Here is a 23,864-nt window from a genome sequence, read left to right on the forward strand (position 1 = left end):
TCTTCGCCGGCAACGACGAGGGCCAGATCATCGTCGTCGACGACGCCGGGCGCACCGTGGTGCCGGCCCACGAGGCGGGCATCAAGCGCCTGGTGGCCCGCGGCCGGGAAACCAGCGCCCGCCCCACCCCACCGGCTACGCCTTCCGCGCCCGAGCGGCCTTCTTCGCCGGAGCAGCAGCAACCGTCTTCTTAGCCGCAACCTTCTTCGCCGGAGCGGCAGCAACCGCAGCAACCGCCTTCTTCGAAGCAGCCCTCTTCTTCCGCGCGGGCGCCGCCGGTGAATCACTCACCCGGTCCCCCAGCAGCTCCCGCAGGAACTTGCCCGTGTGGCTGTCCGGCACGGAAGCCACCTCTTCCGGCGTGCCCTCCGCGATGACGAGGCCGCCGCCGCTGCCGCCCTCCGGGCCCATGTCGACGACCCAGTCGGCCGTCTTGATGACGTCGAGGTTGTGCTCGATGACGATGACGCTGTTGCCCTTGTCGACCAGCCCGGACAGCACCGAGATGAGCTTGCTGATGTCCTCGAAGTGCAGCCCGGTGGTGGGCTCGTCGAGGACGTAGACCGTGCGTCCGGTCGAGCGCTTCTGCAGCTCGCTGGCGAGCTTCACGCGCTGGGCCTCGCCACCGGAGAGCGTCGGCGCGGACTGCCCGAGGCGGACGTATCCGAGCCCGACCTCGTGCAGGGTGCGCAGGTGCCGGGCGATCGTCGGCACGGCCTCGAAGAAGCCGAGCGCCTCCTCGATCGGCATGTCCAGCACCTCGGCGATGGACTTGCCCTTGTAGTGCACCTCCAGGGTCTCCCGGTTGTAGCGCGCGCCGTGGCAGACCTCGCACGGCACGTACACGTCGGGCAGGAAGTTCATCTCGATCTTGATGGTGCCGTCGCCGGAGCAGTTCTCGCAGCGGCCGCCCTTGACGTTGAAGGAGAAGCGGCCCGGCAGATAGCCGCGCACCTTCGCCTCCATCGTCTCCGCGAAGAGCTTGCGGATGTTGTCGAAGACGCCGGTGTACGTCGCGGGGTTGGAGCGCGGAGTGCGGCCGATGGGCGACTGGTCGACGTGGACGACCTTGTCGACGAGGTCGTCGCCGTCCACGCGCGTGTGCCGCCCGGGGACGGCGCGGGCGCCGTTGAGCTCGCGGGCCAGGTGGGTGTAGAGGATGTCGTTGACCAGCGTCGACTTGCCGGAGCCGGAGACACCGGTGACGGCCGTGAGCACGCCGAGCGGGAAGGACACGTCGATGTCCTGGAGGTTGTTCTCCCGGGCGCCGCGCACGGTCAGCCGGCGGTCGAGGTCCACGGGTCGGCGCTCGAACGGCGTGGCGATGGCCTTCTTGCCGGAGAGGTACTGACCGGTCATCGACTCCTTGTTGCGCAGCAGGTCCTTCAAGGGCCCGCTGTGCACCACCTTGCCGCCGTGCTCGCCGGCGCCGGGGCCGATGTCGACCACCCAGTCGGCGACCTTGATGGTGTCCTCGTCGTGCTCGACGACGATCAGGGTGTTGCCCATGTCCCGCAGGCGCACGAGCGTTTCGATGAGACGGTGGTTGTCACGCTGGTGGAGGCCGATGGACGGCTCGTCCAGGACGTAGAGGACGCCGACGAGGCCGGAGCCGATCTGGGTGGCGAGCCGGATGCGCTGGGCCTCGCCACCGGAGAGGGTGCCCGCGGCGCGGTTGAGCGAGAGGTAGTCCAGGCCGACGTCGACCAGGAACTTCAGCCGCTCGTTGACCTCCTTGAGGACCCGCTCGGCGATCTTCCTCTCACGGCCGGTGAGCTTCATGTCCCGCAGGAAGTCGGCGCATTCGCTGATCGACATCGCGGCGACCTCGGCGATGGACCGCCCCTGCACCGTGACCGCGAGGACGATCGGCTTGAGGCGGGTGCCCTCACAGGTCGGGCAGGGCACCTCGCGCATGTAGCCCTCGAAGCGCTCGCGGCTGGAGTCGCTCTCTGCCTCGGAGTGGCGCCGCTTGACGAAGGGCACCGCGCCCTCGAAGGCTGTGGTGTACGCGCGCTCGCGGCCGTAGCGGTTGCGGTAGCGGACCTCGATCTGGGTGCGGTGGCCGTTCAGCAGGGCCTTCTTGGCGCGCTGCGGCAGCCCGGCCCAGGGGATGTCGGTGCGGAACCCGAGCTCGTCGGCCAGGGCGCCCACGAGGCGGTTGAAGTAGTCCTTGGTGTGGCCGTGCGACCAGGGGTTGATCGCGCCCTCGTCCAGGGACTTGTCCTCGTCGGGGACGATCAGCTCCGGGTCGACCTCCATGCGGGTGCCGATGCCGGTGCAGTCCGGGCAGGCTCCGAAGGGGGAGTTGAAGGAGAAGGAGCGCGGCTCCAGCTCCTCGAAGGAGAGGTCGTCGTACGGGCAGTAGAGGTGCTCGGAATACATCCGCTCACGCTCGGGGTCGTCCTCGGCGAGGTCCACGAAGTCGAGGATCACCATGCCGCCGGAGAGGCCGAGCGCGGTCTCGATCGAGTCGGTCAGCCTGCGCTTGGCGCTGTCCTTGACGGTGAGGCGGTCGACGACGACCTCGACGGTGTGCTTCTCCTGCTTCTTGAGCTTGGGCGGCTCGGAGAGCTGGATGGTCTCGCCGTCGACGCGGGCCCTGCTGTAGCCCTTGGTCTGGAGGTCGGAGAAGAGGTCGGCGAACTCGCCCTTGCGCTCGCGCACCAGCGGGGAGAGCACCTGGAAGCGGCTGCCCTCGGGCAGCTCCAGGACCTTGTCGACGATCGCCTGCGGCGACTGGCGGGAGATGGGCCGGGCGCACTCGGGGCAGTGCGGCTTGCCGATGCGCGCGAAGAGCAGGCGGAGGTAGTCGTAGACCTCGGTGATGGTGCCGACCGTGGAACGCGGGTTGCGCGAGGTCGACTTCTGGTCGATGGAAACGGCCGGGGACAGGCCCTCGATGAAGTCCACATCGGGCTTGTCCATCTGCCCCAGGAACTGCCGTGCGTAGGAGGAGAGGGACTCGACGTAGCGACGCTGCCCCTCGGCGAAGATCGTGTCGAACGCGAGGGACGACTTGCCCGACCCGGAGAGCCCCGTGAAGACGATGAGGGAGTCACGGGGGAGGTCGAGCGAGACGTTCTTGAGGTTGTGCTCGCGAGCGCCACGGACGATGAGACGGTCAGCCACGCGGGTCGGCACCTTTCGTGAGAACGGTGGGATGTGCCGCATCCCCCGACCCAGGGTAGGGGGGTCGCGGCACGGATGTCGGATCCGATGCCACACACGAGCCTATAGCACGCACATTCGAATTACGGCGGGAGGCGAAGGACTTCACCCGGACGAGTGGCGGCGCTATCGTCGCCGCATGATCGATCATGTGCGCGACCTGGCATCTGTACGTGAAGCGACCGACCGGCTCCTCACCGCGGTCGCGAAACTGGACAACGGCGCCGTCGCCGAAGCGTCACGGCTCCCCGGCTGGACCCGTGGTCATCTGCTCACCCACATCGCGCGGAACGCGGACGCCCTGGGCAACGTCCTGCGCGGGCTGCCCATGTACGTGAGCGGCGAGGCGCGGGACGCGGACATCGACAGCGGCGCGGGCCGGCCCCTGGACGCCCAGCTCGCCGATCTCCGCGAGAGCGCGGACCGCCTCATGGAGACCGCCGGCGCCGTCGACGACTGGACGCGCACGGTCACCCTGCGCAACGGAGTGACCGACGCCGCCGCGCGGATCCCCTTCCGGCGCCTCACCGAGGTCGCGCTGCACCACGTCGACCTGGGCATCGGCTACGAACTGGCGGACCTGCCGGACGACCTCCTCGGCCGGGAGATCGACTACCTCGCCCAGCGCTTCTCCGGCCACGCGGACCTGCCCTCCGTCACGGTCACCGCGACCGACGGACGGCAGTGGCACACGGGCCGCGCGGACGGCCGCGCGGTCACCCTCACCGGCACCGCCCCCGCCCTCCTCGGCTGGCTCGCCGGGCGCGGCGACCGCGGCGCCGGGCTGGAGACCGGTGGCGCCCCGCTCCCGGCGCTGCCCCCGCTATAGGCTTGAAGCCATGACGTACAGCGGAGCGGTGAAGGTCGGCGGCCCGGCGGATGTGCACGAGCTGACCGACCTGATGATCTCGAAGGTCGCGGTCGGGCCGATGGACAACAACGCCTATCTGCTGCGCTGCCGCGCGACGGACGAGCAGTTGCTGATCGACGCCGCGGCCGAGCCGCACACCCTGCTCAGCCTGATCGGGGACAGCGGCATCGCCTCGGTCGTCACCACTCACCGGCACGGCGACCACTGGGGCGCCCTGCGCGAGGTCGTGGACGCCACCGGGGCCCGCACCCACGCGGGCCGCTACGACACCGAGGGCATCCCCGTGCCGACGGACGTCCCGGTGGAGGACGGTGACACGATCCTCGTCGGCCGTGTCGAGCTGACCGCGCGCCACCTGACCGGCCACACACCGGGCAGCATCGCCCTGGTCTACGACGACCCGCACGGTCACCCACACCTGTTCACCGGCGACTGCCTCTTCCCGGGCGGCGTCGGCAACACCCACGGTGACCCGAAGGCGTTCGCGAGCCTCCTGGACGACGTCGAGACCAAGCTCTTCGGGCGACTCCCGGACGAGACCTGGGTCTATCCCGGCCACGGCGCCGACACCACCCTCGGCGCCGAGCGCCCCCACCTCGGGGAGTGGCGCGCCCGCGGCTGGTGACCCCGGACCCGTACAGCGGGAAAGGTAAGGACCGTCGGCCATGGCCGACGGTCCTTACCTTTACACCGGGCGGGTCGCGCGGCGTCGCCAGGCACCCGCGACGCCGGCATCTCCGCGCGCCCCCGGCCGTACCCCCGCACGCCCCGTTGCCTCGCGCCCCGGCGGAAGTTGGGCACTGCATGCGATCCGACCGGTCTTCCGACGAACGCCCACCGGCCATGCTCCGCCTGGCGGCCGCGTCCCTGGTGGGCACCGCCATCGAGTTCTACGACTTCTTCGTCTACGGCACCGCGGCGGCCCTCGTGCTCGGCCCGCTGTACTTCCCGACGGTCTCACCGGTGGTCGGCACGCTCGCGGCCTTCGGCACGTTCGGGGCGGGGTTCGTCGCGCGACCGCTCGGGTCGGTGTTCTTCGGCCACATCGGCGACCGGCGCGGCCGCCGCCCGGTCCTGATCATGTCGCTGCTGCTGACGGGGATCGCGACCGTCGCCGTCGGCCTGGTGCCCACCTACGGCACGATCGGGGTCGCGGCCCCGGCCCTGCTGGTCGTCCTGCGGTTCGCGCAGGGTTTCGGGGTCGGCGGGGAGTGGGGCGGCGCCGTACTGCTGACCGCCGAACACGCCCCGGCGGGCCGCCGCGCGCTGTGGTCGAGCGTGCCCCAGATCGGCCCGCCCGTGGGCTTCCTGATCGCCAACGGGATCACGCTCACCCTCTCGGCCACGCTCACCGACGCGCAGTTCCGCTCCTGGGGCTGGCGGGTCCCGTTCTGGTTCGCCGGCCTCCTCGCGGTGGGCGGACTACTGCTGCGCGCCCGGCTGTCCGAGACCCCGCAGTTCCGCGAACTGGCCGACCGCGGCGCCCAGGCCGAGGCGCCCTTCGCCGAGGTCCTACGCGGCCACTGGCGGCTCGTCCTGCTCACCGCCGGGGGCCTGACCGTCGCGTACGCCCTCTACTACGCGATCACCACGTGGTCCCTCGCCTACGCGACCGAACGGCTCGGCGTCGACCGTACGGTCATGCTCGGCTGCATCATGGCGGCGGTCTCGGTGTCGGCCGTGGTCACCCCGGTGTTCGCCTTCCTCGGCGACCGCTACGGCCGCCGCCCGCTGTGCCTGGCGGGCTGCGCCGCCGTGGCGCTCTGGATGGTCCCGCTGACCGCCCTGCTGTACACCGGCCGGCCGGTGTGGATGGTGCTCGGCTTCCTGGTCGCGACGCTGGCGTTCACGACGATGTTCGCCGTCATCGCGGCCTACCTCCCCGAGCTGTACGAGCCCCGGGTGCGCTGCACGGGCGCGGCCGTGGGCTACAACCTCGCCGGGGTGCTGGGCGGCGCCGTCACCCCGCTGGTCGCGACCGCGGTGGCGCGGGGCGACGGCCCGCCGTGGGGCGTCGCGGCCTATCTGACCGCCCTCGCGCTGCTCAGCCTGGGCTGCTTCGCGCTGCTCCCGGAGACCCGCCCGGTGACCGCCGGGAGCCCGGCCGCCGAGGGCGCGCCCGCCTGAGGTGACGGGCGGCCCGGGGCTCAGACCTCGGCGCTCTCGGCCACCGCTTCGGCGGCCGCCTGCTTCTTCGAGGCACGCAGACTGGTGATCGTGGTGACGACCAGCACCGCGCAGATGACGCCGAGCGAGACCGGGATGCCGATCTCGGGCACCCCCACGCCGTTCTCGTGCAGCGCGTGCAGGACGAGCTTGACGCCGATGAAGCCGAGGATCACCGACAGGCCGTACGAGAGGTGGACCAGCTTCTTCAGCAGCCCGCCGATCAGGAAGTACAGCTGCCTGAGGCCCATGAGGGCGAAGGCGTTGGCCGTGAAGACGATGTACGGGTCCTGGGTCAGGCCGAAGATCGCCGGGATGGAGTCCAGCGCGAAGAGGACGTCGGTGGTGCCGATCGCCAGCATGACGATCAGCATCGGCGTCATCAGGCGCTTGCCGTTCTCGACGACGAACAGCTTGGTGCCGTGGTAGCGGTCGGTCGAGGGGAAGCGCTTCTCGACCAGCTTGAGGAAGCGGTTCTCCTCGAACTCTTCCTCCTCCTCGTCGGCCCGCGCCTCCTGGATGAGCTTCCACGCGGTCCAGATGAGGAAGGCGCCGAAGATGTAGAAGACCCAGGAGAAGTTGGCGATGATCGCCGCGCCGGCGCCGATGAAGACGGCGCGCAGGACGAGGGCGATCAGCACGCCGACCATGAGGACGCGCTGCTGGTAGATCGACGGCACCGCGAACTTCGCCATGATCAGCACGAAGACGAAGAGGTTGTCGACGCTCAGGGACTTCTCGGTGATGAAGCCCGCGAAGAACTCGCCCGCGGGCTCGCCGCCGCCGAAGAGCAGCAGCCCCAGCCCGAAGAGGCCAGCCAGGGCCATCCAGACGACCGTCCAGATGCCCGCTTCCTTGAGGGACACGTCATGCGGTTTGCGGCCGCCGATGAAGAAATCGGCGGCGACGAGGGCGCACAGACCGAGAATGGTCAGCACCCACAGGGTCAGGGAGACGTCCACTGTTCCTCCGGCACGTCGTACGGCAACTGGTCAGCGTCGTCGCTGCCGGAGGAGCACCGGGGTACACCACGGGCGCCTCCGTACAAAAACAGTACAGGAAGACCCAAGTAAAGGTAAAAGAAAAACCAAAAGCCCTGGTCAGATGCCGTATGCCTGGCGTGCTTGCCCCACGTGCCAGAGCACCTGCCGCAGCACGTCGCTCCCCTGCGGGACCACGGACGGCTCGTACGTCCAGGCGTGCCCGACCCAGGGGTCGGCGAGGTGGTCGTCGGCGACCGGGGTGATCCTCAGCAGGGCCCGCCAGAGCGGGTCCAGCACCGGCCCGTACCCCCGCGCGTCGGCGCGGTCGGCGCGGTCGGCGACCATCATCAGGTGCACCCCCACGGACGGCCCCTCGTCCGCGAGATAGCGCAGCTGCGTCACACCCCGGTCGTCGAAGCCGTGCGGGAAGTCGTTGACGATGAGCAGCTGCTCGGCGGTGTCGAGGTCCGGCGGCAGCGAGTCCGCCGCCCCGCTGCGGATCGCCATCTGCACCAGGTCGACCCGCCGCGTCAGCCGGTCCAGCACCGCGGACACGCCCTGCGCACCGGCCGCGGGCGGCTCGCGCAGCGCACCGGAACCCAGCAGCGGCGCGAGCGACGCCCCCGCGGCCCCGGCCGGGTCGATGACCTGCACCGTGAAGTCGCCGACCGGGTGGACGGCCAGCAGCCGGGCGGCGTGGGCGACCGCGGTGTCCATCGCCCGCCCGCGCAGCTCGGCCGCGTCCAGCAGGGCCGCCTCCGGGCCGGAGGGCCGCCCGCTGTCGACCCACAGCCGTTGGCGTCCCCCGCGACCGGCGGCGCGGGCCGGTCCGGCCCGGAGGCGGGCTCCGCGGGGCCGGGCGCGCCCGCTGCGGGCTCCGGGGCGACGGCGGGCGCGGAGGCCCGTCGGCGGGGGTGTTCGTAGCTCACGCAGCCGCCCGGCGACGCGGACGGAGCATCGGCGGCGGCACCGGAAGCGGCGGCCGTGGCCGGTGCGGGCGGGGGCGCGACCGACCGGGCCGGGCCCTGGGCCACCGCCGACTCGATGGCGGCCGCCATGCCGGTGGCGTCGTCGAGGCCCTGGTCGTGCAGCATCGCGACGAGCCCGCCCGCGTACCCCTGGCCGACGGCGCGCACCTTCCAGCCGCCCTGCCTGCGGTACAGCTCCAGGGCGACGACCGCCGACTCGGAGTCCAGGCCGGTGACCGTGTAGCTCGCGACCTCGGTCCCGTCGAGGGCGGTGACGGCGACGAACGGCGCGGGCATCGCGCCGAAGCAGGCCGGGCCGCCCTGGCCGGCCGGGAGGGCCAGCAGGACGCTGACGCGGTGGACGGACTCCGGGAGCGCGTCCAGGTCGACGGCCAGCCGGTGCTCGGCCGCGGCCTGCCGGGACACCTCCAGGCCGGGCAGCCGGTGCGAAGCCGGGTGCGCGACGCCGTGCGCGCCCGCCACCCTGCCGTCGGCGTCAGCGAGCGTGGCGCCCGCAACGACCGCCTCGGCCGCCGAGACGCGGACCTCCAGTCGGGTCTCCGCCAGCGGGTGGTTCTGTCCCCGCACCAACTCGGCCGTCATGCCCGCGCCCCCTCGTGATCCGTGCCAGCGCGGCGTCGTCCCCCGCCGCACGTGTCGTACTCGCCGTGCCGGGCGCCCTGTGCGCCCGCGGGCCCGGCGGAGACTCGCTCCGCCGGGCCCGGTCGTCCCGCTTCCGCCGCGCGCCCTACAGGCTCGGCAGGATCGCCGGCATGAGGTCCTGGAAGGTCCGGCCGTTGGACGGCGTACCGATCGCGGTCATCTGCCAGCCGGCACCCGAGCGGTGCACCTTGGCCATGATCTGCGCGGTGTACGGGCCGCCGCCGTCGAGGGTGTAGCGGGCCAGCTCCTGGCCGGTGGTCTCGTCGACCAGGCGGCAGAACGCGTTCTGCACCTCGGCGAAGGTCTGGCCGGTGAAGGAGTTCACCGTGAAGACGATCTGGTCGATGTGCACGGGAACGCGCTGGAGGTCGACGAGGATCGCCTCGTCGTCGCCGCCCTTGCCCGCGCCGCCGACCAGGTTGTCACCGGTGTGCCGGACCGAGCCGTCGTCACTGACCAGGTGGCGGAAGAAGACCACGTCCACCGGCTGGCCACCGGCGAAGAGCACCGCCGACGCGTCGAGGTCGATCTCCTTGGTGCGCGACCCGAACAGTCCGCGGCGGGGTGCGGACTGCCAGCCCAGCCCCATCCGTACCGCGGTCAGGGTGCCCCCGTCGGCCTTCTGCAGGCTGATGCCCTGACCCTTGGACAAGTTGACCGTCACGCGCAGTCCCTTCTCGTGTCTCTCCCCGGCCGCGCGTTCGCACGGCCACGCGACCGACCCTACGCAGAGGCGCGGGCGCCCTCACCGCTCGGGCGCCCTTTTGTGGCGGTCTTGCGACATCCCGCGACCGCGCCCCCGGTCGCCGTCAGGCGAGGCCCGCCTCCTTCATCTGCCGCAGCTCCTTCTTCAGCTCGCCCACCTCGTCACGCAGCCGCGCGGCCACCTCGAACTGGAGCTCTGCGGCGGCGGCGCGCATACGGTCGGTCATGTCCTCGATGAGCTGGGCGAGTTCGGCGGCCGGACGGTCCGTCGCCACCACCTTGGCCTTGCCCTTCGCCTTGGCACCGGCCTTGCCCGCGGGCGCCGTCGGGACCGGGGCCTTGCCCTTCTCGTCCTTGCGGTAGCCCGTGCCCAGCAGCTCCTGGGTGTCGATCTCCTCCCGGGCGAGGGAGGCCACGATGTCACCGATCTTCTTCCGCAGCGGCTGCGGGTCGATGCCCCGCTCCTTGTTGTACGCGATCTGCTTCTCGCGGCGGCGGTTGGTCTCCTCGATGGCCTTCTCCATCGCGGGAGTGACCTTGTCCGCGTACATATGGACCTGCCCGGAGACGTTGCGCGCGGCACGGCCGATGGTCTGGATCAGGGACGTGCCCGACCGCAGGAAGCCCTCCTTGTCGGCGTCGAGGATGGCCACGAGCGACACCTCGGGGAGGTCGAGGCCCTCACGCAGCAGGTTGATGCCGACCAGCACGTCGTACTCACCGGCGCGCAGCTCGCGCAGCAGCTCCACGCGGCGCAGCGTGTCGACGTCGCTGTGCAGATAGCGCACCTGGATGCCCAGCTCCAGGAAGTAGTCCGTGAGGTCCTCGGCCATCTTCTTGGTGAGGGTGGTGACCAGGACGCGCTCGTCCCGCTCCGTGCGCTGCCGGATCTCGTGCACCAGGTCGTCGATCTGGCCCTCGGTCGGCTTGACGACGACCTCGGGGTCGACGAGGCCGGTGGGACGGATGATCTGCTCCACGAAGCCGTCGGAGCGCGACAGCTCGTACTTCCCGGGCGTCGCCGAGAGATAGACGGTCTGCCCGATGCGCTCGACGAACTCCTCCCACTTCAGCGGCCTGTTGTCCATCGCCGACGGCAGCCGGAAGCCGTGCTCGACCAGGGTGCGCTTGCGGGAGGCGTCGCCCTCGTACATCGCGCCGATCTGCGGGACGGTGACGTGCGACTCGTCGATGACGAGGAGGAAGTCCTCGGGGAAGTAGTCGAGCAGGGTGTTGGGCGGGGAGCCGGGCTCGCGGTCGTCCATGTGCAGCGAGTAGTTCTCGATGCCGGAGCAGGAGCCGATCTGCCGCATCATCTCGATGTCGTACGTGGTGCGCATGCGCAGCCGCTGCGCCTCCAGCAGCTTGCCCTGCTTCTCCATGCGGGCGAGGGTCTCCTCCAGCTCCCTCTCGATCCCCGCGACGGCCTTCTCCATGCGCTCGGCGCCGGCGATGTAGTGGCTGGCGGGGAAGACGTACAGCTCCTGGTCGTCGGAGATGACCTCGCCGGTGAGCGGGTGGAGCGTGGAGAGGGCCTCGATCTCGTCGCCGAACATCTCGATGCGGACGGCGAGCTCCTCGTAGACCGGGAAGATCTCGATGGTGTCACCGCGCACCCGGAAGGTGCCCCGGGTGAAGGCCAGGTCGTTACGGGTGTACTGGATCTCCACGAAGCGGCGCAGCAGCTCGTCGCGGTCGATCTCCTGGCCGATCCGGAGCGGGACCATCCGGTCGACGTACTCCTGCGGCGTACCGAGGCCGTAGATGCACGACACCGAGGCGACCACGATGACGTCACGCCGGGTGAGCAGCGAATTCGTCGCCGAGTGGCGCAGCCGCTCGACCTCCTCGTTGATGGAGGAGTCCTTCTCGATGTAGGTGTCCGACTGCGGTACGTACGCCTCGGGCTGGTAGTAGTCGTAATAGGAGACGAAGTATTCGACCGCGTTGTTCGGCAGAAGCTCCCGGAACTCGTTCGCGAGCTGGGCCGCGAGGGTCTTGTTGGGTGCCATCACCAGGGTCGGCCGCTGGAGCTTCTCGATCATCCACGCGGTGGTCGCCGACTTTCCGGTGCCGGTCGCGCCGAGCAGCACGACGTCCTTCTCGCCCGCGCGGATGCGTCGCTCCAGGTCGGCGATGGCCGTGGGCTGGTCGCCGCTGGGCTGGAAGGGGCTGACGACCTCGAAAGGCGCCACCTTGCGTTCGATCTTCGATACGGGCCGCATGGGTCCACCGTACGACCCCCCACTGACAACGGCCGGGCGCCGGACGCCGGGCCTCCGTGCCCCTGGGCGAGGAGCCCGTACGCGCCACTTCCCCTTCCCCGCCGCGGCCGGTGCCCTGCTGTGTCCGGCGGCGCTCCTGTTCGGGGTGCCTCCGGCGCGGGCCGCCGCACGGGCGCCCGTCACCATCGGCCACCGGGGCGTCCCGGCCCGGGCCCCGGAGAACACCCTCGCCTCGATCGACACGGCCGCCGACCTGGGCGTCCGCTGGGTGGAGAACGACGTCCGGCGCACGAGGGACGACGTGCTGGCCCGCATGGGGGTGGACGCGGTGATCGGCGATGCCCCGCAGGTCGTGGAGGCGGCACCCGACGGCGCCGGCCGAGGAGGGTGACCCGACGGCGCCGGGCTCGCGGTTCTCCTTCCTGGCGTCGACCTTCGACTTCTTCCGACCCGATCCCCACGCCCCGACTCCCTTCCGGCGGGCGGTACTTGCCGCGCGCGAGAGCGCCGGTCCCGGCCTCGGGGCATCGCGCGCCGACGACGGGAAACGCCTGTGGCCCGCGCGACGGTAACGGCCTAGGCTGACCCGCGTGACGGACGTGGAACGGACGGGCCCGCAGCCCGGGGCGCGCGCATGGGCCTGGACGACGGTGGAGGTCCCCATCGGGGCCCTGGGGCTCGCCGCGACCCCGGAAGGGCTGCTGGAGGTCGTCTTCCGTGCCGACGCGCAGCGGGCGGCCGAGGCCGTGGACCAGCTCACGCGCCGCCTCGGCACCGGGCCCGCGGCCCCGCCCTCCGCCGCGCACACCCTCCTGGCCAAGGCGGCGGCCGAGCTCGAGGCGTATTTCGCCGGCCGCCGCGAGACGTTCTCCCTCCCGCTGGACTGGTCGCTGACCTCGGGCTTCAACCGGCGGGTGCTGCGCGAGCCGGCCGCCGGGGTCCCGTACGGCACGGTCGTCAGCTATCAGGACCTCGCCGACCGCGTCGGCGAGGCCGGGGCCGCGCGGGCCGTGGGCGTGGCGATGGGGAGCAATCCGCTGCCGGTCGTGGTGCCCTGCCATCGCGTCGTCGAGAGCGGCGGCGGGCTGGGCGGCTTCGGCGGCGGCCTGGAGATCAAGAGGGCCCTGCTGTCACTCGAAGGAGTGCTCCCCGAGCCCCTTTTCTAGGGGTTACGCGGCTTCCGCCCGTTTCCGCCGCCGCCGATCGAAGATCGATTGTCAGTGGCGGCCCCTAGCGTTCCTCTCAGTCGGACCGGCCACCGCGGCCGGCCGGAGAGGGGGGCACGCCATGTCCGGGACCACGACGTATCTGGAGCTTTCGCAAGAGGGCGGCGGGGCGCACAAGTTCTACGAGGTGACCGTGGACGGCACGGCCGTCGCGGTGCGCTACGGCCGGATCGGCAGCGCGGGGCAGGCGCAGAGCTCCACCTTCCCGACCGAGGCGAAGGCACAGGCCGCCGCGGCGAGAAAGATAGGGGAGAAGGTCCGCAAGGGGTACGCGCCCGCGATCCAAGGGCAGCGCACCGCCCGCCCGGTGACACATCGTCAGGTCACGTCCGCGCCCTCCACGGCCCGCGCGGTCGCCCCGGTGCTCTGGCGGTTCCGCACGGGCTCCTCCGCCTTCGGCATCCACATCGCCGAGGACCGCTGCTGGGTCGGCAATCAGTCCGGCGACGTCCACGCCCTCGGCCACGACGGCGAGGTCCTCGCCCGCTACCGGCTGCCCGACGGCGTCAAGTGCCTGGTGGCGGACGACTTCTGGATCTACGCCGGCTGCGACGACGGCGCCGTCTACGACCTCTCCTCCAAGCTCCCGTTCGCCGCCTACGAGATCGCGTCGGACGTCGACATCTTCTGGCTGGACATCCGCGAAGGCATCCTCGATGTGAGCGACCGCAACGGCGGGCTGACCGTCATCGACCACGAGGACGAACACCAGTGGTCACGCAGGAGCACCGGCTCCAACGCCTGGATGGTGCGCCGCGACGAACACGCCGTCTATCACGGCCACACCGACGGCGTCACCGCCTACGCCGCCGACGGCAGCGGCGAGCTGTGGCACACCCGCACCACCGGCGCCGTGCTGTTCGGCTGGCAGGAGGACCACTCCGTCTACGCCGGCACCGGCCGGTGGGTCGTCCAGCGCCTGGCGAAGGCCACCGGCACCGTCGAGGCCACCTACGCGTGCGACTCCGCGGTCTACTCCTGCGCCACCGCGCCCGGCGGCCGCTACGTCTTCGCCGGCGACTCCGCCTCGTCCGTCTACTGCTTCGCCGCCGACGGCACCCGCCTGTGGAAGCTCGGCACGGGCGGCGGATCCGCCCTGTCCATGCAGTACCTCGACGAGCGGCTCTACATGGTCACCACCGACGGCTCCCTGGTCTGCGTCGACGCCGGGGAAGCCGCCATCGCCGCCGCCCGCTCCGGCACCGTCCCGGTCCCCCTGGACATCAAGTCGGCGGCCGCCGTGCCCACCTACACCCCCGCGACCACGGTCACCGCGACCACCACCGCCGCCGGCACGGGCATCGTCGTCGAGTGCGTCCTGGAGTCCGGCCGGGTCCGCGTCCACGCGGTCTCCCCCGACCACGACTCCACCTGGAACGTCCAGTTCCCCCGCCACATACGCGAGCCCGGCGCGCGCTACGTCGTGGACGCCCTCTCCCCCGCCTCCGGCGGCTTCTACCGCGTCCGCGGCGAGATCAGGCGCCTGGTCTGACGGAGCCCGCCCTCCCCCGGCCGGGTGGATGCTGGTAGTGGGAGATGGTGTGCGATGCGTACCGGCAACGAACCCATGAACGCCCGCAGCCCGCTGCGCCTGCGGTGCGGGCTCGCCGCCTGGGGGCTCGCCTGGGCCGTCGCCGGGACCGTGCTCTTCGCGCTGGCCGGGCACCCGGGGTGGGCGGTGGCCTGCGCGGTGCTGGCCGTGGTGACCGCGGTCGACCTGGGCCTGGTCATCCGGCACATCCGGCAAGGGCCGCACTTCCAGCCGGGGCGGGACATCCCGCCGTACGAACCGGTGCGAGGAGACCGGCGCACCGGCGGCCCCCGCTGAGCCGGGCCCGACCGGAGGTCAGCTCGACCGGAGGTCAGCTCGCCGCCGGGAGGCCGAAGTCCGCGCCGGAGATCTCGGCGAGCTCGGCGACGACGCTCAGCAGCGGGGCCCGCAGCTCCGCCAACGCCGTGCGCAGGGCGGGCGCGTCCGCCCAGGACTGCTCGTGCGCGACCGGGCTCGCACCCTCCGGCCGCAGCGCCTCGTGCGCCGCGAGCCGCGGGTGCCACTCACTGGTGAAAGGACGGAGGATGCGGTTGAGAAGGTCGTAGGCGATGCCGTGCACGGTGCGCACGCCCTTCGCGGCGGGCTGGTCGGCGGCGAGGCCGATGCTGTACTGCCGCAGCGTGTTCCGGGTGAACGTGAACATCGCGTACAGCGAACCGAGCGCCTCGCGCAGGCTGCCCGAGCCGGGAGCGAGCTCCTGGACGCCGATGCGGGTGGCGAGTTCGACCTGGAGGTCGAAGGCGGCCATGCGCTCCAGCTCGCTGGGCGCTGCGTCCCGCTGCGCGGGCATGTACGGCCTCATCTGCGGCTCCCTCGTGCTCGTGCCGGTCGTGCCGGGACGGCCTCCGATGCGCCCCAGGGTAGTGCCGTACGGGGTGCGCAGCGTCTGAAGCACGGCGTGGCGCAGTTGCTCGGCGCGGGCCGGTTCGGGGTCGTGCCGCAGCCAGGCGTGCAGGATCAGCGGGTGCACCGACCAGGCCCCGCTGCCCGCCGGGGCCAGGAGGCTGCGGCCGTGGAGCTCGGCGATGCCCGCGTCGAGGCGGCGGGCCGTCGCGATGTCCGGGACGGCCACCGCCGACGACAGGGCCCGCACCGCGTCGTCCCTGGTCAGCGGCGTCGGGGAGAAGGCGGCGGCCAGGCGGAGCACATCCATCGCGGACGGCCCGGCCGCGGGCACGTCGCGCACCAGGGCCGCCGTCACCTCGGCCGGGTAGCCCGTGGGCAGCGCCCGGCGCCGCGCGAGGACGTCGAGGAGGGAACGGCCGGGGGTGTGGAAGCGGTCGTGGAGAGCGGTGTAGCCGTCGGCGGCACCCGACGCCAGGAGGTCCAGGGCGAGGGGGTGCCCGACGACGGCGGCGCACAGCGCGCGTGCCGCCGCCTCCTCGTCGGGGCCGGAGGGCTCGACGTCATGCGTGAGCAGCGCGTACGCCGCGTCGTCCCCCAGCGGCCCCGGCTCGACCGCGGTGGCCAGCGCGTCGTACATCCGGCTGCGGGTGGTGAGCAGCGTGCGCCCCAGCGGATGCGGCGCGCACAGCCGGCCCACCTGCTGGGTGGTGAGCCCGCCGGGGAGGTCGTCGACGATCCAGAGGAACGGTTCGCCGGCATACGCGAAGTGGTCGTGCAGCCGGGCGACGATCTCCTCCGCCACGCCCTCGCCCGACAGCCCATGGGCGGCCGCCAGCGCGCGAAGTCCCTTGTCGTAAAGGGCGGGCGCGCCGCCCGTGTCGCGGGCGAGCCAGTGGATGCCACCGGGGTAGGCGGCGGCGAACCACGTCGCGTACTCCTGGGCGAGCAGCGTCTTCCCGAGGCCCGCCGCGCCCCGGATCTGCACCGGGCGGGCGGTGGTGTGGCCGGTGGTGAGCGGCGCGGCGTGCCGGTGCAGGGAGCTGTGCACCTGCCACAGCCACGGCAGCCGGCCGGTGAAGGCGGGGGCGGGCGAGGGCGCCGGGCCCGGCAGCCAGTACGGGGCGGGCGCGGTCTCGGTGGCGCCGATGGGCGTGGCGAGCGCGGAGACGTGGGCGCGTACGTCCGCGACGAGCGCGTCCAGCGCCACCGGCCCGGCCGGGAGCGCCCAGTGCTTGGCGTCCCGCAGCTCGACGGGGTGGATGTGGTCCGCGGCCGGCTCGGGGTTGACGACCATGACGCGGCGCCGCGGGTCGCCCTCGCGCAGCCCCGCGAGATAGGCGGCCGTCAGCTCCCACTGGCACGCCTGCCACTCGGGATAGGCGGCCGAATAGCAGGCCAGCAGCGCCTTCGAGCGGGACAGGCCGTCCCGGATCGCGTCGCTGATGCCCGCGAACCCGGCGACGGCGACCTCGTCGACGAAGACGTCGAGGCCGGAGGCGAGCAGCCGCTCGCGCAGCGGTGCGACGCGGTGGGCGTCGCCGCGGCTGTAGCTGAGGAACACGTCCCAGGTCCGGGGGCTCGATTCCGCCACGCTCACGTCTCCTTCTCCCCGCCCGCGCGCCGTCCTCGCCGGCTCTTCCACGCCGGATACCGACGGTGTTCGGGCCGATCCCCTGCCTTCCGGCGGCCCCTAGCCTACTGTGGAGGCTCGGGGAGGAAGATCATGCGACGGATGCGCAACGCCGCCGGCCGGGCCAGGCCGAAGCAGATCACGGTCCGGATGGCGATCCCGCTGCTGGGGGACATCACCGGGGTCTGGGAACCGGTCGAGGCCGAACGGAAAGCCGCCTGGGAGCTCTACGCCGAACTGGCCACCCGGATCTCGACCGTGGAACTCGGCCCGGACGAAGGCTTCCTGAGGGAGGCGCTGTCCTCCTTCTACAGCCTCTTCGGCACCACCCGCGACATCCTGCGCCGCTACGGCCCCGACGTCGCCCCACGGCGCGGCCCCGGCCAGATCACCTTCGGGGCACTGGCCGTGACCGTCCTCAACCAGGCGCTGCGCCCGATGCTGGCGAACTGGCACCCCCGCCTCGCCGCGTACGAGTCGCTGCGCCCGGCGGACGTGGACCCGGTCTCCTACGAGCGGAGCTGGGAGCACGCGGCGGCGCTGCGGGAGGAGGTGGCACGGGTGCGGGAGGTGCTGGTCGCCCTCGCGAAGGCGCTGGCCGAAGTGGCGGGCTCGGCGGACCTGCTCCGACCGGCCGCCATGCCCACCCCCCCCCCGGAGGCCGGACGGGCTGACGTGAGAGCGCCGGGCGCACGGGTGCCGGGGCCCGGCCGCAGGGCGGGCCGGGACCCGGGTCAGAGAGTGCGGGGACCGGCCTCGCCGCCGTCGCCCTCCGCCGCGAGGAAGCGGCGGGCTTCGGCCACGTGCCGCTCACGGTCGGCGGCCGGCATCTTCTCCCATTCCGCGTGGGCGGCCCGCACCCGTTCGGTGAGTGCGGTGGCGTACGGGCCGACGCGCAGGGCTTCCCGCAGTCCGATGCGCCCGGAGAGAATATCGCGGGCCATTTCCTGAAGGACTTCCCCGGCACCGCCTTCCGCCATTTCCTGAAGTCCTCGCCGGACCGCGCGCGCCTGGGCCCGGTCGCGGCCCGGTGCGAGGAATTCCTCGTGCCCGACCTCCTGTTCACCCATGGCCGCTCTCCCCGCCCCGGGTGTACGGCAGGGAGGGCGGCTGCGGAAAGTCGTCGAGCACGACCGCCAGTTCACCGCCGATATCGGCGAGTTGTCCGTACACCGCGTCGATTCTCAGCTGGAGCATGTTGACCGTCTTGGTCACCTCGCCCCACAGGTCGCAGATCCGCAGGACCTCCGTGGCCGCCAGGCCGTAGCCGACGCCCGCGCCCCAGCCCGTCCAGGCCGTCAGGCCGCCCGCCGTCCAGGCGATCGCGGCCGTCGCCGCGGCGTCCCCGATCAGGCCCATGAGCTGCCCGACGGCCTCACCCGTCATCGAGACCCCGTGGGCCGCCACGAGGTATTCCCCCTGCATGGTCTCCAGCGAGCCCTTGATGTCGCGCAGTCTGCCGCAGAGGGAGGCGAAATAGGCGTCGGCGGCGGTCGCCGCCTCCCCCTGCCACTCCTCGCCCAGCGACCGCTTCCCGGATTCGATGTTGGTGGCGAGCCCTTCGCAGAATCCGGCGAGATTCGCCCATGCCTCGGCGCTCCGCGCGTACGCCTCCCAGTCCCCGGCGAAGTATTTCCTGCCCTCTTCCAGAGGGTCGAAGGCGAGGGCGAAATCCAGCACCTTGGACATCCAGAACGACGGGCTGACCAGATCCCCGGCGGTATTGAGCGTATCGATCGGGGAGGTGAAGTCCTCCGGCGCGCGAGGGGGTGTGAGGCAGTCGGTGGGCCGGACCGCATCTTGGATGTCCGTGCCGCCCGTCACGGCCGCACCTTCCGGCGGGCCGCGTCCATCCTCGACGCCTCCCGCAGGTCCGACGCACGGTAGTCGCCGGCCGCCCGCTCGACCTCGTCCGCCGAGGCCCGCAGCACGCGCTCCAGCCGCCCCATGGCGGCCGTCACCGTCTCCGTCAGATCACCGTGCAGGTCGATGACCCTGGTCAGCAGGCCCTGTTCCGTCGAACCGATGGCCCCGTGCCGCCGCACGTAGCCCCGCGCCTCGGCGGCATCGTCCGCGGCGCGGCGCAGCAGACCGGAGAAGCCGTGCAACCGTGTTGCTGGAACAGACAGAACCATGCGGGGAGTTCACTTCCGTAGCCGGGACCGGTTCGACGCGGCCGCATGCTAACGCAACACACGCCACAGCCGCCGGAACTCCCTCACCCGATCGGGGAGTTGACCACCTCCCCGGCGTCTGCCCTACCCCGCGGACCGCTCCCGCAGCCGCGCCCAGACCTTCTCCACCTGCGGAGCGAGCGCTTCCAGCGGGCCGTCGTTGTCGATGACGAAGTCGGCCACGGCCAGGCGCTGTTCGCGCGTGGCCTGGGCCGCCATCCGGGAGCGCGCCTCGTCCGGGGTCATGCCGCGCAGCCGTACGAGGCGGTCGAGGCGGGTCTCCGTGCCGGCGTCGATGACGACGACCAGGTCGTACAGCGGCGCCAGGCCGTTCTCGGCGAGGAGGGGCACGTCGTGGACGACCACCGCGTCCGGCGCGGCCGCCGCTTCCAGCTCGGCGGAGCGCGCCCGGACGAGGGGGTGGACGATGGCGTTCAGCGCGGCCAGCCTGCCGGGGTCGGCGAAGACGACCGCGCCCAGCCCGGGGCGGTCGAGCGCGCCCTCGGGGGTCAGGACCTCCGGCCCGAACTCGGCGACGACGGCCGCGAGCCCCGGCGTGCCCGGCTCGACCACCTCACGCGCGATCCGGTCGGAGTCCACGACCACCGCCCCGTACGAGGCGAGCAGCCGTGACACCTCGCTCTTGCCCGCGCCGATTCCACCCGTAAGACCGACCTTCAGCATGGGCGTAACGGTAGCGGGCGGCGGTTCAGTGACCGCCGTCGCCCTCCCGGTCGGCGAGGAAACGCTCGAACTCGGCGCCCAGTTCGTCCGCCGACGGCAGCTCGACGGGCTCGGCGACGAGATTGCCGCGCGTCTCGGAGCCCGCCACCGCGTCGTACTGGTGCTCAAGGCCCCGGACCAGCGCGACCAGTTCCTCGTCGCCCTCGCCGATCTGACGCTCGATCTCCTCCTGCGTCCGCAGCGCCTCGGTGCGCAGCGCGTGCGCGGCGTTCGGCAGCACCAGGCCCGTGGCGGCGGTGACCGCCTCAAGGGCGGTCAGAGCGGCGTCGGGGTACGGCGAGCGGGCGACGTAGTGCGGGACGTGCGCCGCGACACCGAGGACGTCGTGGCCCGCCTCCGCGAGCCGGAACTCGACGAGCGACTCGGCGCTGCCGGGCACCTGGGCCTGGTCGAAATAGCTGCGGTGGCCGCGCATCAGGTCCGTGCGGTTGCCGTGCGGGGTGATGCCGACCGGCCGGGTGTGCGGCACGCCCATGGGGATGCCGTGGAAGTTGACGGACAGTCGCACGCCGAGCCGCTCCACCAACTGCCGCACGGCGGCGGCGAAACGCTCCCACTCCACGTCCGGCTCGGGGCCCGCGAGCAGCAGGAAGGGCGCCCCGGTGGCGTCCTGCACCAGGTGCAGCTCGATCTTCGGCGCCTCGTAGGCGCTCCAGCGGTCGCGCTGGAAGGTGAGCAGGGGGCGGCGGGCGCGGTAGTCGACGAGCCGGTCGTGGTCGAAGCGCGCGACGACCTGGTGCGGCAGGCCGTCCAGCAGCCGGTCGACGATCAGTTCGCCGGTCTCCCCCGCGTCGATGTAACCGTCGAAGTGGTAGAGCATGACCAGGCCGGCCGTGTCCTGGGCCAAGGCCAGGTCGGCTACGGCGAGCCCCTTGGGCTCCCATTCGTACAAACCCTGCGGATCCAACACAGTGACCGCTCCTCCTCATGTTCCGTACGGGGGAACGCCCGTGGAGGCCCGGACCATTCCCGGCGGCCGGATCCCGACACAGTGCGGACACACTCCGCGGCGCCGGGAGGGCATGAGGAAGGCCCGCTCCCCGAGGGGAACGGGCCTTGCTCAGTCAGCTGTCAGCTGTCAGCTGTCGGTCGGAGCCTCAGCTCTGGCCGCCGGCCAGCTTCTCGCGGAGCGCGGCGAGCGCCTCGTCCGACGCCAGGGCGCCGGAGTTGTCGGCCGACTCCGAGGAGTACGAACCGCCGGAGACGTTGCTGCCACCGGTGGAGGCGGCGGCCGGAGCGGCAGCACCCTCAGCAGCGGCCTGCTCGTCGGCCTCGCGGGACTTGATGACCTGCGCCTGGTGCTGCTCGAAGCGCTGCTGCGCCTCGGCGTACTGGCGCTCCCACTCCTCGCGCTGCTTCTCGTAGCCCTCGAGCCAGTCGTTGGCCTCGGGGTCGAAGCCCTCGGGGTAGATGTAGTTGCCCTGGTCGTCGTAGGACGCGGCCATGCCGTACAGGGTCGGGTCGAACTCGACCACGGACGGGTCGGCACCGAAGGACTCGTTGGCCTGCTTCAGCGAGAGGCTGATGCGACGGCGCTCGAGGTCGATGTCGATGACCTTGACGAAGATCTCGTCGTTGACCTGGACGACCTGCTCCGGGATCTCCACGTGGCGCTCGGCCAGCTCGGAGATGTGGACCAGGCCCTCGATGCCCTCGTCGACGCGGACGAACGCACCGAACGGAACGAGCTTGGTGACCTTACCCGGGACGACCTGACCGATCTGGTGGGTCCGGGCGAACTGCTGCCACGGGTCTTCCTGCGTCGCCTTGAGGGACAGGGAGACGCGCTCGCGGTCCATGTCGACGTCGAGGACCTCGACGGTGACTTCCTGGCCGACCTCGACAACCTCGGACGGGTGGTCGATGTGCTTCCAGGACAGCTCGGAGACGTGGACGAGACCGTCGACGCCGCCCAGGTCCACGAAGGCACCGAAGTTGACGATGGAGGAGACGACGCCGGAGCGCACCTGACCCTTCTGGAGGGTGGTGAGGAAGGTCTGGCGGACCTCGCTCTGGGTCTGCTCCAGCCAGGCACGGCGGGACAGGACCACGTTGTTGCGGTTCTTGTCCAGCTCGATGATCTTGGCCTCGAGCTCCTTGCCCACGTAGGGCTGGAGGTCGCGGACGCGACGCATCTCGACGAGGGAGGCCGGCAGGAAGCCACGGAGGCCGATGTCGAGGATGAGACCACCCTTGACGACCTCGATGACGGTACCGGTGACGATCCCGTCCTCTTCCTTGATCTTCTCGATCGTGCCCCAGGCACGCTCGTACTGAGCGCGCTTCTTGGACAGGATGAGGCGGCCTTCCTTGTCCTCCTTCTGGAGAACCAGGGCCTCGATCTCGTCGCCGACCTTGACGACCTCGTTCGGGTCGACGTCGTGCTTGATCGAGAGCTCGCGGGAGGGGATGACACCCTCGGTCTTGTAACCGATGTCGAGCAGGACCTCGTCCCGGTCGACCTTCACGATGACGCCGTCGACGATGTCGCCGTCGTTGAAGTACTTGATCGTCTCGTCGATCGCGGCGAGGAAGGCTTCCTCGTTACCGATGTCGTTGACCGCAACCTGCGGGGTGGTGGCGGTGGTCTCGGTGCTGCTCGTCATGTGGGTAAAGGCTCCGGTACGGACAGTGAGTCGTAGGTACTGCTACGCCGAGAACCCGTATCGCACCGCCGAAGCCGGACAGCCTTGGAGGCGCACCGTCCGAGGACCTCCGGAGATCCGAAGATCTCCCGAAGCTCTCGAAGAAAACCGAAAGCGCCTCGACAACCGAGGGGACATACAACAAGTGCGAGCGCGACCTGCTATGTCTGAGGAGCGCAGGCCCGCAGCGCAACTTGTAGCATACGGGGGCAGCGGGGCACGGTCAATGCGCGAAGACGCACACCCGGGATGAAATGCCCATATCGGGCACAACTTATGTTTCGCGAGGCCACGAGGGACCTGACGCACCCCGTAGCTTTACGCTCAGGCGCCGAGCAGGCGCATAGAAGATACGACAAACCCTGCCGAACCACTACAGCCGAGGGCACGACGGTCGAAATGATCCATGAGTACGAGCCGGAAGCGACCCGGCGGGCCACCGGCGAGACCGAGAGCAGCCGGGCCAGCCGTGGCTGGTGGGACCGCAACGCCGACGAGTACCAGAACGAGCACGGCGCCTTCCTCGGCGACGACCGTTTCGTCTGGGGGCCGGAAGGGCTCGACGAGGCCGACGCGGCCCTGCTGGGGCCGGCCGCCGGGCTCAAGGGCCTCGACATCCTGGAGATCGGCGCCGGCGCGGCCCAGTGCTCGCGCTGGCTGGCGGCCCAGGGCGCGCGGCCGGTGGCCCTCGACCTCTCGCACCGGCAGCTCCAGCACGCCCTGCGGATCGGCGGCGGCGTGCCGCTGGTCGAGGCCGACGCGGGCGCCCTGCCCTTCGCGGACGGCTCCTTCGACCTGGCGTGCTCGGCGTACGGTGCGGTGCCCTTCGTCGCCGACCCGGTGCGGGTGATGCGCGAGGTACGCAGGGTGCTGCGGCCCGGCGGGCGCTGGGTCTTCTCCGTCACCCACCCCCTGCGCTGGGCCTTCCCGGACGAGCCCGGCCCCGAGGGCCTCTCGGTCTCCGCCTCCTACTTCGACCGCACCCCTTATGTGGAGCAGGACGAAACCGGCCGGGCCGTCTACGTCGAACACCACCGCACGATCGGCGACCGCGTACGCGACGTGGTCGCCGGCGGCTTCCGCCTGGTCGACCTCGTGGAGCCTGAATGGCCCGCGTGGAACACGCAGGAATGGGGCGGTTGGTCCCCTCTGCGCGGCCATCTGATCCCGGGCACGGCGATCTTCGTCTGCGAGCGGGACTGACCTGCGGGCGCGTCCTCAATCGCCGGACGGGCTGATTTCAGCCCGTCCGGCGATTGAGGACAGGGGGCCTGGGGGCTTGCCCCGCCACGCGG

Annotated in this window: 18 protein-coding genes and 3 pseudogenes; 10 read left to right on the forward strand and 11 right to left on the reverse strand. The window is 71.6% G+C overall.

The window, feature by feature from the left end; genetic code table 11:
- Window positions 1-194, forward strand: a pseudogene (locus AB0435_RS23465) (hypothetical protein); the annotation flags it as partial.
- Here AB0435_RS23465 and uvrA read toward each other — a convergent pair.
- Window positions 136-3,132, reverse strand: coding sequence for an excinuclease ABC subunit UvrA (gene uvrA / locus AB0435_RS23470; protein WP_366007536.1), 2,997 nt, complete (start codon window positions 3,130-3,132; stop codon window positions 136-138). The pseudogene AB0435_RS23465 and the gene uvrA overlap by 59 nt on opposite strands.
- A 178-nt stretch (window positions 3,133-3,310) precedes the next feature.
- On the opposite strand from uvrA, the gene AB0435_RS23475 reads away from it, so the two are divergent.
- The 3 genes from AB0435_RS23475 (at window position 3,311) to AB0435_RS23485 (ending at window position 6,169) form a co-directional block, all read left to right on the forward strand.
- Window positions 3,311-4,000 (forward strand): maleylpyruvate isomerase family mycothiol-dependent enzyme, encoded by a 690-nt coding sequence (locus AB0435_RS23475; protein WP_366427881.1) that lies wholly within the window; start codon window positions 3,311-3,313, stop codon window positions 3,998-4,000.
- A gap of 10 nt (window positions 4,001-4,010) precedes the next feature.
- Entirely contained in the window at window positions 4,011-4,667 is a 657-nt protein-coding gene (locus tag AB0435_RS23480; RefSeq protein ID WP_366007534.1) for an MBL fold metallo-hydrolase, read from the forward strand.
- Window positions 4,668-4,885: 218 nt separating this feature from the next.
- The gene (locus tag AB0435_RS23485; protein ID WP_366007545.1) at window positions 4,886-6,169 is read left to right on the forward strand and encodes an MFS transporter; all 1,284 of its coding nucleotides are present in this window, start codon (window positions 4,886-4,888) and stop codon (window positions 6,167-6,169) included.
- Between the two features lie 20 nt (window positions 6,170-6,189).
- Here the strand turns inward: AB0435_RS23485 and AB0435_RS23490 are convergent, their stop codons facing one another.
- The 4 genes and pseudogenes from AB0435_RS23490 to uvrB form a co-directional block, all read right to left on the reverse strand.
- Window positions 6,190-7,170 carry a TerC family protein gene (locus AB0435_RS23490; protein ID WP_366427882.1) on the reverse strand — a complete coding sequence of 327 codons (981 nt, stop codon included), beginning with the start codon at window positions 7,168-7,170 and terminating at the stop codon, window positions 6,190-6,192.
- 138 nt (window positions 7,171-7,308) lie between these two features.
- A pseudogene (locus tag AB0435_RS23495) lies at window positions 7,309-8,762 on the reverse strand (TerD family protein).
- 145 nt (window positions 8,763-8,907) lie between these two features.
- On the reverse strand, window positions 8,908-9,486 hold the full coding sequence (locus AB0435_RS23500; protein ID WP_366007532.1) for a TerD family protein: 579 nt from the start codon (window positions 9,484-9,486) through the stop codon (window positions 8,908-8,910).
- Between the two features lie 145 nt (window positions 9,487-9,631).
- The gene (gene uvrB, locus AB0435_RS23505) at window positions 9,632-11,752 is read right to left on the reverse strand and encodes an excinuclease ABC subunit UvrB (RefSeq protein WP_366007531.1); all 2,121 of its coding nucleotides are present in this window, start codon (window positions 11,750-11,752) and stop codon (window positions 9,632-9,634) included.
- 118 nt (window positions 11,753-11,870) lie between these two features.
- Between uvrB and AB0435_RS23510 the strand changes: the two are divergent.
- The 4 genes and pseudogenes from AB0435_RS23510 to AB0435_RS23525 form a co-directional block, all read left to right on the forward strand.
- Window positions 11,871-12,050: pseudogene (locus AB0435_RS23510) on the forward strand (glycerophosphodiester phosphodiesterase family protein); the annotation flags it as partial.
- A 292-nt stretch (window positions 12,051-12,342) separates the two neighbouring features.
- Window positions 12,343-12,918, forward strand: a complete 576-nt coding sequence (locus tag AB0435_RS23515; RefSeq protein WP_366008278.1) for a methylated-DNA--[protein]-cysteine S-methyltransferase — start codon at window positions 12,343-12,345, stop codon at window positions 12,916-12,918.
- 121 nt (window positions 12,919-13,039) lie between these two features.
- Window positions 13,040-14,470: a WGR domain-containing protein gene (locus AB0435_RS23520; RefSeq protein WP_366427883.1), complete on the forward strand. Its 1,431-nt coding sequence runs from the start codon at window positions 13,040-13,042 to the stop codon at window positions 14,468-14,470.
- Window positions 14,471-14,524: 54 nt separating this feature from the next.
- On the forward strand, window positions 14,525-14,806 hold the full coding sequence (locus AB0435_RS23525; protein ID WP_366008281.1) for a DUF6343 family protein: 282 nt from the start codon (window positions 14,525-14,527) through the stop codon (window positions 14,804-14,806).
- 34 nt (window positions 14,807-14,840) lie between these two features.
- Here the strand turns inward: AB0435_RS23525 and AB0435_RS23530 are convergent, their stop codons facing one another.
- Complete coding sequence (locus AB0435_RS23530; RefSeq protein WP_366427884.1) at window positions 14,841-16,967, reverse strand: toll/interleukin-1 receptor domain-containing protein; 2,127 nt, start codon at window positions 16,965-16,967, stop codon at window positions 14,841-14,843.
- Window positions 16,968-17,099: 132 nt separating this feature from the next.
- Here AB0435_RS23530 and AB0435_RS23535 point away from each other — a divergent pair, with 132 nt between their 5' ends.
- Window positions 17,100-17,957 (forward strand): hypothetical protein, encoded by an 858-nt coding sequence (locus AB0435_RS23535; RefSeq protein WP_366427885.1) that lies wholly within the window; start codon window positions 17,100-17,102, stop codon window positions 17,955-17,957.
- A gap of 111 nt (window positions 17,958-18,068) precedes the next feature.
- Here the strand turns inward: AB0435_RS23535 and AB0435_RS23540 are convergent, their stop codons facing one another.
- The 5 genes from AB0435_RS23540 to rpsA all read right to left on the reverse strand — a co-directional run bounded on the left by AB0435_RS23540 (window position 18,069) and on the right by rpsA (window position 22,530).
- Window positions 18,069-18,830 carry a hypothetical protein gene (locus AB0435_RS23540; protein WP_366427886.1) on the reverse strand — a complete coding sequence of 254 codons (762 nt, stop codon included), beginning with the start codon at window positions 18,828-18,830 and terminating at the stop codon, window positions 18,069-18,071.
- Window positions 18,827-19,141 (reverse strand): hypothetical protein, encoded by a 315-nt coding sequence (locus tag AB0435_RS23545; RefSeq protein ID WP_366427887.1) that lies wholly within the window; start codon window positions 19,139-19,141, stop codon window positions 18,827-18,829. The genes AB0435_RS23540 and AB0435_RS23545 overlap by 4 nt, the downstream gene beginning before the upstream one ends.
- A 123-nt stretch (window positions 19,142-19,264) precedes the next feature.
- Entirely contained in the window at window positions 19,265-19,864 is a 600-nt protein-coding gene (coaE, locus tag AB0435_RS23550; protein WP_366427888.1) for a dephospho-CoA kinase, read from the reverse strand.
- Between the two features lie 25 nt (window positions 19,865-19,889).
- Window positions 19,890-20,834 (reverse strand): PAC2 family protein, encoded by a 945-nt coding sequence (locus tag AB0435_RS23555; RefSeq protein WP_116211169.1) that lies wholly within the window; start codon window positions 20,832-20,834, stop codon window positions 19,890-19,892.
- Window positions 20,835-21,021: 187 nt separating this feature from the next.
- Window positions 21,022-22,530 (reverse strand): 30S ribosomal protein S1, encoded by a 1,509-nt coding sequence (gene rpsA / locus AB0435_RS23560; protein ID WP_366008289.1) that lies wholly within the window; start codon window positions 22,528-22,530, stop codon window positions 21,022-21,024.
- A 438-nt stretch (window positions 22,531-22,968) separates the two neighbouring features.
- Between rpsA and AB0435_RS23565 the strand changes: the two genes are divergently transcribed.
- The gene (locus tag AB0435_RS23565) at window positions 22,969-23,772 is read left to right on the forward strand and encodes a methyltransferase domain-containing protein (RefSeq protein WP_366008290.1); all 804 of its coding nucleotides are present in this window, start codon (window positions 22,969-22,971) and stop codon (window positions 23,770-23,772) included.
- Window positions 23,773-23,864 lie beyond the last annotated feature (92 nt).

The organism is Streptomyces sp. NPDC051173 (assembly GCF_040689515.1).
GTDB lineage: Bacteria > Actinomycetota > Actinomycetes > Streptomycetales > Streptomycetaceae > Streptomyces.

Coding starts and splice junctions, on each gene's coding strand:
- AB0435_RS23475 (WP_366427881.1), top strand. CDS start 3,311: ATGATCGATCATGTGCGCGACCTGGCATCTGTACGTGAAGCGACCGAC.
- AB0435_RS23480 (WP_366007534.1), top strand. CDS start 4,011: ATGACGTACAGCGGAGCGGTGAAGGTCGGCGGCCCGGCGGATGTGCAC.
- AB0435_RS23485 (WP_366007545.1), top strand. CDS start 4,886: ATGCTCCGCCTGGCGGCCGCGTCCCTGGTGGGCACCGCCATCGAGTTC.
- uvrB (WP_366007531.1), bottom strand. CDS start 11,752: ATGCGGCCCGTATCGAAGATCGAACGCAAGGTGGCGCCTTTCGAGGTC.
- AB0435_RS23520 (WP_366427883.1), top strand. CDS start 13,040: ATGTCCGGGACCACGACGTATCTGGAGCTTTCGCAAGAGGGCGGCGGG.
- AB0435_RS23525 (WP_366008281.1), top strand. CDS start 14,525: ATGCGTACCGGCAACGAACCCATGAACGCCCGCAGCCCGCTGCGCCTG.
- AB0435_RS23535 (WP_366427885.1), top strand. CDS start 17,100: ATGCGACGGATGCGCAACGCCGCCGGCCGGGCCAGGCCGAAGCAGATC.
- AB0435_RS23545 (WP_366427887.1), bottom strand. CDS start 19,141: ATGGTTCTGTCTGTTCCAGCAACACGGTTGCACGGCTTCTCCGGTCTG.
- coaE (WP_366427888.1), bottom strand. CDS start 19,864: ATGCTGAAGGTCGGTCTTACGGGTGGAATCGGCGCGGGCAAGAGCGAG.
- rpsA (WP_366008289.1), bottom strand. CDS start 22,530: ATGACGAGCAGCACCGAGACCACCGCCACCACCCCGCAGGTTGCGGTC.
- AB0435_RS23565 (WP_366008290.1), top strand. CDS start 22,969: ATGATCCATGAGTACGAGCCGGAAGCGACCCGGCGGGCCACCGGCGAG.